This window comes from Vreelandella hamiltonii (assembly GCF_014651775.1).
Taxonomy (GTDB): Bacteria; Pseudomonadota; Gammaproteobacteria; order Pseudomonadales; family Halomonadaceae; genus Vreelandella; species Vreelandella hamiltonii.
Window position 1 is genome coordinate 45,307 of sequence record NZ_BMXN01000021.1, and the last position, 14,693, is coordinate 59,999.

The 14,693-nt window shown below is 63.0% G+C and carries 14 protein-coding genes; 6 read left to right on the forward strand and 8 right to left on the reverse strand.

Annotation, left to right across the window (positions count from 1 at the left end; genetic code table 11):
• Positions 1-79: 79 nt before the first annotated feature.
• Genes IE091_RS14835 through IE091_RS14845 form a run of 3 tightly spaced genes read right to left on the reverse strand, consistent with a single transcriptional unit; the run spans position 80 to position 3,922 of the window.
• The gene (locus IE091_RS14835; RefSeq protein WP_039178312.1) at positions 80-889 is read right to left on the reverse strand and encodes an enoyl-CoA hydratase-related protein; all 810 of its coding nucleotides are present in this window, start codon (positions 887-889) and stop codon (positions 80-82) included.
• Entirely contained in the window at positions 886-3,057 is a 2,172-nt protein-coding gene (locus IE091_RS14840) for an acetate--CoA ligase family protein (RefSeq protein ID WP_039178315.1), read from the reverse strand. The genes IE091_RS14835 and IE091_RS14840 overlap by 4 nt, the downstream gene beginning before the upstream one ends.
• Before the next feature lie 55 nt (positions 3,058-3,112).
• On the reverse strand, positions 3,113-3,922 hold the full coding sequence (locus tag IE091_RS14845) for an enoyl-CoA hydratase/isomerase family protein (protein ID WP_039178479.1): 810 nt from the start codon (positions 3,920-3,922) through the stop codon (positions 3,113-3,115).
• Between the two features lie 180 nt (positions 3,923-4,102).
• Between IE091_RS14845 and IE091_RS14850 the strand changes: the two genes are divergently transcribed.
• On the forward strand, positions 4,103-4,999 hold the full coding sequence (locus IE091_RS14850; protein WP_189464001.1) for a MurR/RpiR family transcriptional regulator: 897 nt from the start codon (positions 4,103-4,105) through the stop codon (positions 4,997-4,999).
• Between the two features lie 21 nt (positions 5,000-5,020).
• Here the strand turns inward: IE091_RS14850 and IE091_RS14855 are convergent, their stop codons facing one another.
• Positions 5,021-5,998 carry an NADPH:quinone reductase gene (locus IE091_RS14855; RefSeq protein ID WP_189464002.1) on the reverse strand — a complete coding sequence of 326 codons (978 nt, stop codon included), beginning with the start codon at positions 5,996-5,998 and terminating at the stop codon, positions 5,021-5,023.
• A 244-nt stretch (positions 5,999-6,242) separates the two neighbouring features.
• Between IE091_RS14855 and IE091_RS14860 the strand changes: the two genes are divergently transcribed.
• Positions 6,243-7,007, forward strand: a complete 765-nt coding sequence (locus IE091_RS14860) for a glycerophosphodiester phosphodiesterase family protein (RefSeq protein ID WP_189464003.1) — start codon at positions 6,243-6,245, stop codon at positions 7,005-7,007.
• 2 nt (positions 7,008-7,009) lie between these two features.
• On the forward strand, positions 7,010-7,870 hold the full coding sequence (gene nfo / locus IE091_RS14865) for a deoxyribonuclease IV (protein ID WP_189464004.1): 861 nt from the start codon (positions 7,010-7,012) through the stop codon (positions 7,868-7,870).
• On the opposite strand, the gene IE091_RS14870 is transcribed toward nfo, so the two are convergent.
• The gene (locus IE091_RS14870) at positions 7,840-8,427 is read right to left on the reverse strand and encodes a helix-turn-helix domain-containing protein (protein ID WP_039178328.1); all 588 of its coding nucleotides are present in this window, start codon (positions 8,425-8,427) and stop codon (positions 7,840-7,842) included. The genes nfo and IE091_RS14870 overlap by 31 nt on opposite strands.
• A 147-nt stretch (positions 8,428-8,574) precedes the next feature.
• Here IE091_RS14870 and IE091_RS14875 point away from each other — a divergent pair, with 147 nt between their 5' ends.
• Positions 8,575-9,801, forward strand: a complete 1,227-nt coding sequence (locus tag IE091_RS14875; protein ID WP_308428141.1) for a benzoate/H(+) symporter BenE family transporter — start codon at positions 8,575-8,577, stop codon at positions 9,799-9,801.
• A gap of 57 nt (positions 9,802-9,858) precedes the next feature.
• Here IE091_RS14875 and IE091_RS14880 read toward each other — a convergent pair whose 3' ends face one another.
• Positions 9,859-10,308 carry a hypothetical protein gene (locus IE091_RS14880; protein WP_189464005.1) on the reverse strand — a complete coding sequence of 150 codons (450 nt, stop codon included), beginning with the start codon at positions 10,306-10,308 and terminating at the stop codon, positions 9,859-9,861.
• Positions 10,309-10,559: 251 nt separating this feature from the next.
• On the opposite strand from IE091_RS14880, the gene IE091_RS14885 reads away from it, so the two are divergent.
• Complete coding sequence (locus tag IE091_RS14885; protein ID WP_189464006.1) at positions 10,560-12,290, forward strand: proline--tRNA ligase; 1,731 nt, start codon at positions 10,560-10,562, stop codon at positions 12,288-12,290.
• A 10-nt stretch (positions 12,291-12,300) separates the two neighbouring features.
• Positions 12,301-12,861 (forward strand): transglycosylase SLT domain-containing protein, encoded by a 561-nt coding sequence (locus IE091_RS14890; RefSeq protein WP_189464007.1) that lies wholly within the window; start codon positions 12,301-12,303, stop codon positions 12,859-12,861.
• Between the two features lie 4 nt (positions 12,862-12,865).
• On the opposite strand, the gene IE091_RS14895 is transcribed toward IE091_RS14890, so the two are convergent.
• Together IE091_RS14895 and IE091_RS14900 are read right to left on the reverse strand one after the other, a co-directional pair.
• Positions 12,866-14,095: a PqqD family protein gene (locus IE091_RS14895; protein WP_189464008.1), complete on the reverse strand. Its 1,230-nt coding sequence runs from the start codon at positions 14,093-14,095 to the stop codon at positions 12,866-12,868.
• 6 nt (positions 14,096-14,101) lie between these two features.
• The gene (locus IE091_RS14900; RefSeq protein ID WP_189464009.1) at positions 14,102-14,443 is read right to left on the reverse strand and encodes a hypothetical protein; all 342 of its coding nucleotides are present in this window, start codon (positions 14,441-14,443) and stop codon (positions 14,102-14,104) included.
• Positions 14,444-14,693 lie beyond the last annotated feature (250 nt).

Below are 14,693 nucleotides of genomic sequence, written 5' to 3' on the forward strand. Positions count from 1 at the left end.
ATTCACTGCGCAGAGAACCGCAAAACGCTCGGCAAAACCGAGCGTTAGAGGCGTACCGGGGGGAGGTGCAGGTTCAGCGTCAGGCTGGGCGATGCAGGCGCGCCAGCAGGCGTTCGACGGCCTCCAGGTGCTCGGGCTCGTTATGGCACAGCCCTTGGAACACGGCGCAAACGTCCAGAAAGGCTTTCAGTTCCATGTCCGGTGCCATTTTCATCAGCCGCTTGGTCAGGCGCGTGGCCTTGGGGGGCTGGCTGGCCAGACGCGCTGCATGGGCCATGGTAGCCTCCATGAGCTGTTCAGGCTCGACCACTTCCAGCACGACGCCGTAGGCAAGCGCCTCGTCGGCATCGATCACGCGGCCCGACAGGGTCAGTTCGAAGGCACGCTGATAGCCGATCTGGCGCTGCAGGAACCAGGCGCCGCCATCGCCGGGGATGATGCCCAGATTGAGAAACGTCTCGCCGAAGCTCGCCTTGCGGGAAGCAATACGTAAATCCGCCATATTGGCCAGGTCGAACCCGGCACCGATGGCCGCACCATTCACGGCGGCAATGATCGGCACTTCCACCTGGGCAAGCGCCAGCGGCATGCGCTGAATACCCTGACGATAACGCTCGGCGACTTCTGCCACGTCGCCAGCGAAGTCGCCGCTGCGGTTGGCCATGTCCTTGACATTGCCGCCTGCACAAAAGGCGCTGCCCGCCCCTGTGATGACCAGCACCGATATCTCTGGGCAAGCATTGACCCAACGAGCCGTGGCCACGATGTCATCCACCAGTGCCGTGCCGGTCAAGGCGTTGCGCACGTCATGTCGGTTCAAGGTCAGCGTGGCGACCCGCTCGTGCAGCGTCAGGGTGGCATCGGTCAAGCTGGGCAACGTCATCGTCATTGGTCGCGCTCCACGATAATGCGGGCATCCACGATGGCATACCCGGTAGGGTGCCCCTGCGGATAGGCCAGCACGGGGTTCAAGTCGAGTTCCTGAATTTCGGGGTAGGCCTCCACCAGCCGCGAGACCTGCATCAGTAGAGCCACCAGGGCCGGTTTGTCCACACCGGCAGCGCCGCGCACGCCGTCGAGGACTTTCTGCGCCTTGATCTGTTCCACCATGGCGTAGGCATCCCGCTCGCTCAGCGGCAGAGCCCGGAAGGCAACGTCTTCCAGCACCTCCACGAAAATGCCGCCCAGGCCAAACATCACCACCGGCCCGAATACCGGGTCACGGAACATGCCGATGATCACTTCGACCCCTGGCTGGGCCATGGGGCTCACCAGCACGCCTTCGAAGCGGGCCCGGGGGTCGTAGGCATGGGCATTGTGCTGGATGGCCTGGAACGCCTCGCGCAGCGCCTCTGCCCCGCTCAGGTGGAGCTTGACGCCGCCCGCATCGGATTTGTGCAGAATGTCCCGCGACACCACCTTCATGGCCAAGGGCTGCTGGCCTGCCTGTTCGATGACCGATGTCAGCTCATCGGCCTGGCTTACCCACCACTGGGGTGGCACGGCAATGCCGTGTTCGGCCAACAGTGCCTTGGCTTCGAACTCGAACAGGTCGCGCCCTTCCGCTCGGGCCCCGGCGAGCAGCGCGGCTCCCTTGGCCGTGGGCTGCCAGGGCGTCTCCAGGCGCCGAACCTGCGTCAGGTACTCGCCTCGCTCGCCCAGCGCCGCCAACACCCTGACCGCGTGTTCGATGGAGGCATACACCGGCAGCCCTGATTCATGCAGGTGGCGTAGCGCAGGCGGCTTGATGGGCGCGTACAGGCTGTACACCACCAACGGCTTTTCGCTGCCCTGGGCCAACGCCAGCAGTTGCTTTGCCCCCTGCAGCTCATCGTCGGCCAGCGACTCGGAAAACCGCAGGCTGTAGCCACCAAACATGCCCACCAGGAAGACGCTGTCGACGCCGGGGTCGGCCATCACGATCTCGACACAGCGAGCCAACAGCGACGGGCAGGCATCCGAGGAGCCCGCCACATCCACAGGGTTGTCCAGCGCCGCCTGAGGAAGCAGCACCTCTTCCAGAGCGTGACGCGTTGACGGTGCCAGCGTCGCCAGGCTCAGCCCAGCTTCGGCGAGCCGGTCGGCGGCGATGGTGGCCTGGCCGCCGCCGTCGGAAATCACCGCGACCCGCTTGCCGGGCGCCTGCTGCAACTGCCCCAGGCCTTCGGCGACCGGCAGGATCTCGTCGGAGTACTGCACCACGCTGACACCCACCTGACGCAGCAGGTCTACCGTCATCTGGTAGCTGCCTGCCAGGGCGCCGGTGTGCGAGCTGGCCGCTTTTTGCCCCTGCTCGGTGGCGCCGGATTTGTACACCACCACCGGCTTGTGCGCCGTGACCTGGCGGGCCACGTCCAGAAAGCGCCGTCCATCCCGAAACCCTTCCACATACAGGGTCGCCACTCGGGTATGCGGGTCCTCACCGAGATAGCGCAGGTAGTCGTTGAAACCAATGTCGCTTTGGTTACCGGGGCCAATATAGCTACTGAACCCCACCTGGCCGTTATGCTGTGCTTCCAGGGCCAGCGCCAGCAGCATATTGCCCGATTGCGAGACGATACCGATGTCGCCTGCCCTGACATTGGCCAGGTCCAGCAGGTTGATACGCTGATGCAAGTTGAACAGACCGGAGGTGTTGGGGCCGATGATGCGCACCCCATGCGCCTCGGCCGCCGCCATCATCGCTTCCTCCAAGGCAGCCCCTGCCGCCCCGGTTTCGCCGAACCCGCTGGCCAGCACTACCGCGCCCTTGATCCCCTGACGGCCACACTCGGCAATCAGCGCCGGTACGCTGGCAGCCGGCGTACACAGCAGAGCCAGCTCCGGCGTACCCGGCATGTCCGCCAGTGATGGCCAGGCCGGAATGTCGAGGATCTGCTCCGCCTTGGGGTTGATCGGGTAGATCGCCCCCTCATAGCCGCCCTTGATCAACCCCAGCAGGGCTTTGTAGCCGCGCTTGGTCGGGTCGGCAGAGGCACCGACGATAGCGATACCCGTTGGGGAAAGCAGTGTGTGCAGCGGGCTGCGGGAGCCGTGTGATTCGTTGAAGCGGTTCATGACGTGACCTGTAGGGCAAAACGGACGATAAAAGGATTGCAAGGTGGCAGCCGGCTCATTTGCCCTGAAAACGCGGGGCACGTCGTGCGGCAAAGGCATCGACCCCTTCTTGCCAATCGTCGGTGATCGAGCAGGTAAACACGGCGTCCAACTCCTGCTGAAGCTGGCTTTCCATGCTGGTTTCGCTGGCGCGATTGAGCAGCGGCTTGAGCATCGCCATGGAGACCGGCGCCTGCCCGGCCAGCCGAGTAGCCAGCGCCTGGGCCTGGGCCATCAGCTCGGCTCCCGGATGGTTGGCCAGCGCCAAACCGATCCGAGTGGCCTCCACGCCATCGATGCGGTCGCCCAGATACAGCAGGCGGCGCGCTTGGCCCAGGCCCACCCACTGCGGCAGGCGCTTCGAAACACCGCCCCCGACACAGGTGCCAATACTGGTTTCAGGGAAGCCGATCTGGGCGTCCTCGGCCATGACGATGAAATCACAGGCCACGGCCATTTCTGCCCCCGCTCCCAAGGCATAGCCATTCACGGCCGCCACCACCGGCTTGCCCAGCTGGTCGATGGCTTCACAGGCATCATTGCCCAACTGCAGATAAGCCCGCCGCTGAAACAGCGAGCGCTGGGCGCTGCCATGGGCTTTCATGTCCGCGCCGACACAAAAGGCGCGCCCCTCTCCGGTCAGGATCACCGCTCTTACCTGCGCTGCGTGCTGGGCAAAGCGCAGGGCGTCGAGCAGCTCTTCATAAAGGGTTTCAATCACCGCGTTCAGCCGGTGGGGTCGGTTGAACCGCAGGGTCAGCACGTGTTCATCCAGAGAGATCAGGAGCGTTTCATAGGTGGGCAGCGCGGGCGCGTCGGCAGACATGATGCTGTTGGTAACCTCGTTCGGAAAAAACAAATAAGGAAACGATTGTTCCTTTAAATAGGAAAAGAGAAACAAACGTACTGCCGAACGATAGGACACTGCTGGGGGATAATCAATACATTCGTGACAAAAACATTTATCATTGGCACAAACGTTTTACACTTCATCAAAGAGAGCCCCATGCCTGACCACGCCACCCGCCCTGCGCCCCACCTGGAAAGCGTCCACCGGCAGCTGGCCGAGCACTACGCCAAGCTCAGCCCACAGCTCAAACGGGCGGCCAGCTATGTGTTGGAACACTCGACGGAAATGGCGTTTCAGTCAGTGCGTAAAACGGCCCAGGCCGCGTCGGTGACGCCTTCCACTCTGGTTCGGCTGGCCAAGCGGCTGGGCTTCGAGAGTTACGAGTCGTTTCGGGAGGTTTTTCAATCGGCGGTGCAGGCTGCACCGGTCGAGCTGAGCGGCCGTGCCAGTCGGCTCAAGCAGCAGGTGCGCAACCCGCAAGAGGCGCTGTTCGTGGAGGTGGGTGATGCCGCTTTCGACAATATTGGCAGGCTCTTCACGGCGGATAACCAAGCGCGGGTAAAAGACGCCGCCGAGCGCATACTGGCGGCTCGCCGGGTGGCCGTGATCGGCTTTCGCGATACCTTTGCCTGCGCCTACCACTTTGCCTACGTGGGGCGTATCGCCATGCCCGACGTGACGCTGATTCGCGGACAGGAAGGTGGGCTACTGACGGAGCTGGCGCCCTTCGACGAACAGGACGTGGTGGTGGCTTTCGGCTTCGAGCCTTACTGCGCCGAAACGGTCAAGGCGCTGGAGATTGCCCGCGCCAACGGCGTGCAGGCCATCGTGATCACCGACACCCTGCGCTCACCGCTGGTGCCTGGCGCCAGCGTGACGTTCACCGTCGCCAACGCCACGCCTCACTTCTTTCCGTCGCTGCTCTCGGCCATCACGCTCAGCGAAGCGATTCTGGCCGAGTGCGTGGCCGTCGGCCCCGACCAGCTGGTGGATAACGTGGCCAGCTTCGAGCGGCGCATGCGCCAACTGGGGGCCTATGTCGACGTGGACTAGCCCCCGGCTCAGGCGAGCGACTCAGGGCAGCAGAATGGTCGAGCCGGTCGTCTTGCGGCTCTGCAGCGCATCCTGGGCCTTGCCTGCTTCCTGCAAGGGGTAGCGGTTGGCGACATCGATGCGAATCTTGCCGCTTTCGATCATGGCGAAGAACTCTTCGCACATCATTTCCAGGCGCTCGCGAGTATCCGCATAGCCGTTCAGGCTGGGGCGCGTGACGAACAGCGCTCCCTTTTGATTCAGGATACCGATATTGACGCCGTCCACCGGGCCGGACGCGTTACCAAAGCTGACCATCAGCGAGCGCGGCTTGAGACAATCCAGCGACATCTCCCAGGTGTCCTTGCCCACGGAGTCGTACACCACATCACACATTTCACCGTTGGTCAGCTCGCGCACCCGCTCGACGACGTTCTCTTCGGTGTAGTTGATGGTGGCCCAGGCGCCATTGGCCATGGCCAGGTCAGCCTTCTCCTGAGAGCTGACGGTGCCGATCAGCTTCACGCCCAGCGCCTTGGCCCACTGGCAGGCAATCGAGCCCACGCCCCCGGCCGCCGCGTGGAACAAAATGGTCTCGCCGCCCTTGAGCGGCTGGGTTTGACGCAGCAGGTACTGCACCGTCAAGCCTTTCAGCATACTGGCCGCCGCCGTTTCGAAGTCGATGAAATCCGGCAGCTTGACCACCTTGGCCGCGGGCAGCGTGTGCAGCTCGGCGTAGGCGCCCAGCGGGCCCTGGGCATACGCCACGCGGTCACCTACCTTGAGATGCGTGACGCCCTCGCCCACCGCATCGACGATGCCTGCGCCCTCGGTGCCCAGGCCAGAAGGCATGCTGGGGGCCGGGTACAAGCCTGTGCGGAAATAGATATCGATGAAGTTCAGGCCAACGGCCTTGTTGGCGATACGAACTTCACCGGCAGCCGGTGCGACAGGCTCGACCTCGACCCACTCGAGTACGTCGGAGCCACCGGTAGTGGAAAACTGAATACGCTTGGACATCAAAAAACTCCTGTGATTGGCGATGGGGTATCACTTGTTATGAATTATCGTTTGCCGTGAATGATCGCGTTGAATACCGCTGACCGAAAACACATGACGGGGACGGCACGGGCCCGCTATCCAACCGCGTCGGGGCGCTGAAATCAAGTCGTCCAACCCTCTGGCCGACACACGCCTGTCACGGGTACATGCTAGACTAAGGGCCATTTTATAACACGCCTGGTCACCACAAGACGGATCGTCCATGACCCATCCTGCCATTGAAGTACCCACCCTGATTGCCCACCGCGGCTACTCTGCGGCCGCCCCCGAAAACACCCTCACCGCCGTGCGCGCCGCTCATCAGGCGGGAGCGCGCTGGGTTGAGCTGGATGTTCAACTGCTGGGAGACGGCATGCCCGTGATCTGGCACGACAGCGATGTAAGCCGCTGTTCGGACGGGCGCGGCGAGCTGGCCAGCATGACCTGGCGCCAGGCCCAGGCGCTGGATGTGGGCAGCTGGTTCGGCGACCGCTTTGCGGGGGAACGCATGGCCAACCTGGAGGCCATGCTGGCGCTGCTGAATGAGCTGGAAATGGGCGTCAATCTGGAAATCAAGGTCAACAAGGGGCGCGACCCCATTGCCCTGGTCGATGCGGTGCTGCCCATGCTGCTGGCAGCGCTACCTGCCGAGCGCTGCATCGTCTCCTCTTTTGACGGGGCCGCACTGGCCCACAGCCGTCGGCATGCGCCCCGAGAAGCTCTCGCCCTGGGCGCGCTTTACGGCAGTTTGCCCAAGCAGTGGCGCGCCCAATGTGCCGCCATCCAGGCGTTCAGCATTCACCCCCACTGGCCCCGGCTGAAGCGCACCCAGGCCGCTGCCATGCGCCGGGATGGCTATCAGATCCTGTGTTATACCGCCAACGATCCCAGTGCGTTTCAAAGCCGCTGGGCCTGGGGCATCAACAGTGCCATTACCGACGAACCAGCCGCTTTCCAGCGCTATCTCGACAACCGAAAAGAAGGATGACAATGAAGTATCTTGGTGCCCATGTCAGCGCGGCCGGTGGCGCTGATCAGGCCGTGCAGCGCGCGGTGGAGATCGGAGCAACGGCGTTTGCCCTGTTTACCAAAAACCAGCGTCAGTGGCAGGGCAAACCGCTCACTGACGAGGCCATCGCAGCCTTCAAGCAGGCGTGCCGCGTCCATGGCTTCGCGCCAGCGCAGATCCTGCCCCACGACAGCTACCTGATCAACCTGGGGCACCCTGAGGCGGAGGGCCTCGACAAGTCGCGGGCCGCCTTCATCGATGAGATGCAGCGCTGCGAGCAGTTGGGCCTGACGCTGCTGAACTTCCACCCCGGCAGCCATTTGAACAAGATCAGCGAAGCCGACTGCCTGTCGCGCATTGCCGAATCCATCAACCTGGCTCTGGATGCCACTCAGGGCGTGACCGCGGTCATCGAAAACACCGCAGGCCAGGGCACCAACCTGGGCTGGCGCTTCGAACATCTGGCCAGCATCATCGAGCAGGTGGACGACAAGCGCCGGGTCGGCGTTTGCATCGACACCTGCCACGCCTTTGCCGCAGGCTACGACCTGCGCAGCGCCGAGGCGACCCGCGCCACGCTGGACGAACTGGGCAGCGTGGTGGGGTTCGAGTATCTGCGCGGCATGCACCTCAACGATGCCAAAAGCGACTTCGCCAGCCGTGTGGATCGGCACCACAGCCTGGGGCAAGGCAACATTGGCCTGGCGGCCTTCACCACGATCATGCAGGATGCGCGCATCGATGGTATTCCCATGATTCTCGAAACCATCGAGCCCGAGATCTGGGCCGACGAGCTGAATTGGCTGCGCGCTCAGGCCCCGGAGGCCGCCCCCGGCAGGTAGTGAATCACATCGTGAAAGCGTAACCGCGACGTACCGTTGTTGCGCATGGCGTGGGGCCGGTCCGCGAAAAAGCGCAGCCCCTCGCCAACGCCCAGGGTTTGCCAGCGCTCGTCGATGCGCAGCTCCATCTCGCCTTCCACCACCACGATGTGCTCCACCACGCCGCTGGCATGGGCGGTGGACTCGCTCATGGCACCCGGGGCCAACTCGATCAGGAACATCTCGAACCCCAGCAGGGGGTCGTAGGGAAATAGCAGGCGTGCCTGCATGCCCGTGCTGTCATCCCCCCACACCGACTCCCACCCATCCCGATGCAGCTCGCCCAGCGCAGGCTTGTCACTGTCGAACAGGGTAGAAAACGACACCCGAAAACCGCTGGCGATCTTCCACAAGGTGGCCACCGTGGGGCTCGACTCCCCACGTTCGATCTGCCCCAGCATCGCCTTGCTGACCCCGGTTTCACTGGCCGCGCGATCGAGGCTCCAGCCCCGCTCCTTGCGCAGCTGCTTCACCGTTCCTGAAATATGCTCGGCAATGGTATGCGGCGTTAAAGCCATGCGACTCTCCTGACGGTCGGGTTCAGATAGCGGGGTTGGTCGAATGGCTATCATGCCAGAAAATGGTTGTGCGTCATAACGCACAATGTTAGCGTGGCCATCCGTGCGCTATAGCGCACGCTCAAAATAACCACGTGGGAGCCACCCATGGACACGCCAACGACGCTGCCCTCTTCATCATCTGCCTCGCCTCATCTGTGGCGGGACATGAGCCTGTCTACGCTGATTGCCGGTTTCGTCGCCGTCATCATCGGCTATACCAGCTCCGCCGCGATCATTTTTCAGGCCGCCGCCGCTGCGGGCGCCTCCACGGCCCAGATCAGCTCCTGGCTATGGGCGCTGGGCATCGGCATGGGCATCACCTCGCTGGGGCTTTCGCTGCGTTACCGCATGCCGCTGCTGACCGCCTGGTCAACGCCAGGGGCCGCCTTCCTGGCCACCAGCCTGCCGGGAATTCCTATCGAAGAGGCCATCGGCGCGTTTCTGTTTTCGGCGCTGTTGATCACACTGTGCGGTGTCACCGGGCTGTTCGAGCGTTTGATGCGCCATATTCCCGGCGCCATCGCCTCGGCCCTGCTGGCGGGCATTCTGCTGCGTTTCGGGCTGGAGCTGTTCAACGTCATGGAAAGCCAGTGGCTGCTGCCGCTGGCCATGCTGGCCGCCTGGGTCGCGGGGCGGCGCTGCTGGCCCTCACTGGCGGTGCCGGGAGTCCTGCTGGTGGGCGTGGGGCTGGCCCTGTGGCAAGGCCAGATCTCGACCCAGCCGATCCCGCTGGCGCCTACGCTGCCGGTCTTTACCGCACCGGTATTCAACCCGATGACGCTGATCAGCATCGGCATCCCGCTGTTCGTCATCACCATGGCGACCCAGAACCTGCCCGCCGTGGCCGTCTTGCGGGCCGCAGGCTATCGCCCTAACAGCTCACCGCTGATCACCTGGACCGGTGGAGCCACCCTGCTGCTGGCGCCGTTTGGCGGCTATGCGCTCAACATGGCGGCCATCAGTGCGGCGGTATGCCTGGGCCCAGACGCCCACCCCAACCCAAAGCGGCGCTACACCGCCGGGGTGGCTGCCGGGGTCTTCTATATCGCCATGGGCATCTTCGGAGCCACCGTGACCGGGGTGTTCAGCGCCTTGCCCAGCGTTCTGGTGATGGCACTGGCGGGCATTGCCCTGCTGAGCACGCTGGGCACGGGCCTGGCGGGCGCTTTCGAGAAGAGCGAACAGCGCGACGCCGCCATCGTGACCTTCCTGCTCACCGGTTCCGGCGTGACGCTACTGGGACTGGGCGGGGCTTTCTGGGGCATGGTGGCGGGGCTTGTGGTACTCAAGATCAGCACATTCAGCGCCCGCGCGCACCAGAAGGATCGCTAAAAAAACGCCCCGCCATCGTGAATGGCAGGGCGTCTATCGGCCAGCGGTGTACGGTGGTTACATCACCGTTGGTTCCATGTTGGCCAGGCGCTCTTCATCGAACACGCCGGACATGCGCACCATGGCCAGCGCTTCATCCAGACTGCTCATCTCTTCGATGACCAGCAGCTCGTTCTCCAGCGTTACCGGCTGACCGGCCTTGTCGGACAGCAACTTCTCCAGCGAGGCCACGTCCATGGCATCGTCGAGATGATGAATATCCACGGACGCACTGTTCTCGCTGGGCAGGTAGATAGTGCCGTTGGAGAAGTCCACGGCGTAGGCGATCACGCCTGGCACGATGAAGAACAGCAGGCCAACGCTATTGGCAATGGCGACCACGGGGTCGACATCACCGCTCAGCTGGCCTTTGCGTTCCGGATAGAAAAGCGTACCGCACCCACTCAATGCCACAATGGAGACACCAACGACCGCCCCCGTCAACCAACGGCGCACTGCTTGCTGCATGGAGGTTCCCTCGGAATTTTCAATGTAACGATAGCCATCGTATGAAGTGACACGCTTGTTATAGGCGCAGGCTATCGCGTTACAAAACGGGTCGAGTTTAGCATATTTCGTGCTAAGCACACGCCCTGACGTCTACACAGGATTTTGCCGCCTTCCCCGCTTGGCCGTACAATGCCGCTTTCAACGCTGGATTAAGCGCAACGCGCTTCTCATACTCAGCACCATCGACAACCCAAGGAATGCTCACGCCCATGCGCGCCAGCCAACTATTGATCGCCACCTTGAAAGAAACCCCGGCCGACGCTGAAGTCATCAGCCACCAGTTAATGCTGCGCGCCGGTATGATTCGCCGTCTGACTTCGGGCCTGTATACCTGGCTGCCGCTGGGCCTGCGCACGCTGCGCAAGGTCGAAGCCATCGTGCGTGAAGAGATGAACCGCGCCGGAGCCCAGGAAGTACTGATGCCCGCCGTACAGCCCGCCGACCTGTGGCAGGAGTCGGGCCGCTGGGAGCAGTACGGCCCCGAGCTGCTGCGCCTGACGGACCGCCACGACCGCGACTACTGCGTGGGCCCCACCCATGAAGAGGTCATCACGGACCTGGTGCGCCGGGAAATTTCCAGCTACAAGCAGCTGCCGGTGAACTTCTACCAGATTCAGACCAAGTTCCGCGATGAAATTCGCCCCCGTTTCGGCGTGATGCGCTCGCGTGAGTTCATCATGAAGGATGCCTACTCTTTCCATCTCGATGAAGCGTCGATGAAAGAGACCTATCAGGCCATGTACGATGCCTACACGCGCATCTTCACGCGTCTGGGGCTCGACTTCCGCCCGGTCATTGCCGATAACGGCTCCATCGGTGGCACCGGCTCTCATGAGTTCCATGTGCTGGCCGACTCCGGCGAAGACGACATCGTCTTCTCCAACGCCTCCGACTACGCCGCCAACATCGAAAAAGCCGAAGCCCTGCCCGCCCCGTTGGGCAGTCAGGTAGAGCGCAGCGCGCCCAGCGAAGAGATGCGTCTGGTCGACACCCCCGATGCCAAGACCATTGCCGCCCTGGTCGAACAGTTCGACCTGCCTATCGAAAAGACCCTCAAGACGCTGATGGTCCACGCCGCAGAAGGTGGCCTGATTGCTCTGCTGGTGCGTGGCGATCACGCGCTGAACGAGGTCAAAGCGGAGAACCTGCCACAGGTCAAGGCACCCCTGACCATGGCCAGCGAAGAAGAGATTCGTGCAGCGGTAGGGGCTGGACCTGGCTCCCTGGGCCCGGTGGGCCTTGACATGCCGATCATCATCGACCGCAGCGTGGCGCTGATGAGCGACTTCGGCGCGGGCGCCAACGTCGATGGCAAGCACTACTTCGGTATCAACTGGGAGCGCGACGCCCCCCTGCCCCAGGTCGCCGACCTGCGCAGCGTGGTAGAGGGCGACCCCTCGCCGGATGGTCAGGGCACCCTGCTGATCAAACGCGGGATCGAAGTGGGCCATGTGTTCCAGCTGGGCCAGAAGTACTCCCAGGCCATGAATGCCAGCGTACTGGGCGACAGCGGCAAGACCAGCCACCCGTTCATGGGCTGCTACGGCATTGGCGTGACCCGTGTGGTTGCTGCTGCCATCGAGCAGAACCACGACGATGCAGGCATCATCTGGCCCAACGCCATCGCGCCTTTCCAGGTGGCACTGGTGCCCATGAATGCCCACAAGTCTCAGCGGGTGCGTGAAGAGTCTGAGCGCCTCTACCAGGCACTCACGGCGGCAGGTCTGGACGTGCTGCTGGATGACCGCGACACTCGTCCCGGCGTCAAGTTCGCAGACCTGGAACTGATGGGCGTGCCGCACCGCCTGGTAATCGGCGACCGTGGCCTGGACAACGGCGAGCTGGAGTACAAGGGCCGCCGCGACAGCGACGCCACCATGGTGCCCGCCGACACGATCGTCGAGTTCCTGCGTGACAAAGCGGGCCTGGCACAGGGCTGATCGCCCCCTCATGCTGCACGGCCTGGTGCGAGCCCTGATCCTGGGGCTCGCAGTGATGGGACTCAGCAGCGCCCTCACGGTAAACGCAGCGGAGCCCCCGCTGCGTTCGACCCTCGATGCGGCCGCGCTGCAAACGCCCTATCACCAGTGGCAACTCCAACAGTGGCGCACCCGTCAGGATGCGCCACTGTCGCGTTTCATGAATGACCCAGACATGCGGATGGCCTTGCTGACGCGGGTGTATCAGGAGGCCCATCTGGCCGGCCTGCCCCCCGACCTCGTGCTGGCGCTGATTCAGGTAGAGAGCGCCTTCAAGGCAGATGCCGTTTCTTCGGCGGGGGCCGTTGGGCTGATGCAGATCATGCCCTTCTGGGTCGCCGAGCTGGGCCTGCCCATGGACGACCTGACCGAACCCAACCGAAATCTGCGCTACGGCAGCACCATTCTGGCTCACTATCTTGCCGTTGAGCGGGGTGACTTCACCCGCGCTCTGGCTCGCTACAACGGCAGTCTCGGGCAAACCTGGTACCCCGAGCGGGTATTGAAGGCCTGGCGCGACCATTGGCGTTAGCCGGTCACTCAGCCGCCTTATCAACCTCTGCTTCAACACTGTGCAGCAAGCCCGCCTTAGTCAGATTGGCCAGCAACTGTGCCACGTCACGCGCTACCTGCAGCAGCGACGCCCCTTCGAAGAACGCCACGAGCGTCTCACTCAATTCCTGCAGGTTCATCGGCTCATGCTGCAATAGAGCCCATACTGCGCGGCTGGTCGCGTTCATTCGATGAATATCACCCCCGCTCTGGCCAATCACGAACAGCTCATCGCCCAGCGACCACTCGAAGGCCGCCGGGCTGGTGTGCCAGTAGCGGGCGTCGTCCAAGGGCAGCGCAGGCACCTCCGCCCGTTCAGCACTTGCCACCGATTGCCCCTGCTGCCGATCTGCAGAGAACGGCTGACCCTCCCAGCGCTGTGCCAGCCACAGGGCTGCCTCATAAGCATCCGAGTATCGCAGCAGAAAGCACGGTAGCCGCTGCAGTAGCGGCAGGAAGCGATCCATCAGCGCCTGATCCGACTCGTGCTCGGCAAAGTTCTGTTGCAACAACTGCCATAGGCCATCGCCGGGCTGCAGGCGTGTCAGTTGGGGGGCCGTCAACGTGGGGTCTCGGTCGATCAGCAGTACGGCCCCCAGCGGGGAGCGGTCGCCATGGGCTGCCAGTTGGGAACTCGACAAGTTCAGATAACCGTAACGGTCGTCGAAAGGACCAAGATGGCAGGCCACGAAGTGCTGAAAATCTACCGACAAGGCCTCCGGGACCGGTAACCGCAAACGCGGCGCCACGCCAAGCGCGATGCCTTCACCTTCAGGATTGAGCGCCAGCACATCATCCCCGAACACACGGCAGCCTGCGGCAGCAAATGCCGAGGTCAAGGTGCTTTTTCCAGCACGGTGGGCATCGGGAAAAATCACCAGCTGCCCGTTGAGCTCTACCGAGCCACAGTGCAACCCCACCAGCTCAGGGTGGCGATGCAGGAACGCCCCGGCCAAATCGGCGACGATGCTACAGGCAGTGCCGACATCAGTGTCCAACAAGGCACCTTGGGGCAGCGCAGGAGCTTCCTGCCAGTAGCCGTCGGGGTGCCGCCAAACGCAGATTTCGGGGGCTTCCGGCAACGCCGAGCAGCGTTCGATGGGCCAGCCTGGCATCGCCTGCTGCAACACGGGCAAGAGCTCCTCCGCCTCTACCAGGCGCAGGCAGGGGCCAATACTGGTCAGATGGTAGTCGTGCTCATTAGGGATGGCCATGATCGGTTACCACCTGGGCAGCACGCGACTAAGGCGGATTTCAATGACGCCATCACGCTCCCAGCGGGATCGATGCGGGCGTGAATAGCCAGCCCGGCGACGATCATAGGGACGGTAGTAACGCTCATCACGATGAGCATGATGCTTGTGCCGAGGGCGTGAATAGCTGGGGCGAGAATAGCTGAGCCGCGAGCGGCTGTGACGTGAGCGGCGACCACGCGCTTCCGCCTGTCCCATCGACAGGAACGTAGGGGCGACATAAAGCGCTGCGGCACCCAGCCCAAGGCTGGCCAGTACCTGGCGGCGCGAGCGGCGCTTCTGCAACACCTCTTCGGTTTCATGGGACATGGTGGTTCTCCTCGTCAAGATGATCTTCAAGTTAACGAACACTGTTTCTCAAATTACTCTAGCCAAGGCGACCCACCGACACCAGATACCCATACCGACTTCCCCATTGTTTACTCTTTTTTACCTTTCAGGGTTTTATCGTTAGGGAAACGCTGCATAAATCCCGTCGGAGCTGCCTCATAGCCACCGACGAGGTAAAATCTGACCTGTCGTCCAACACCCGCTGACAGAGCCACTCCGATGAAACAGA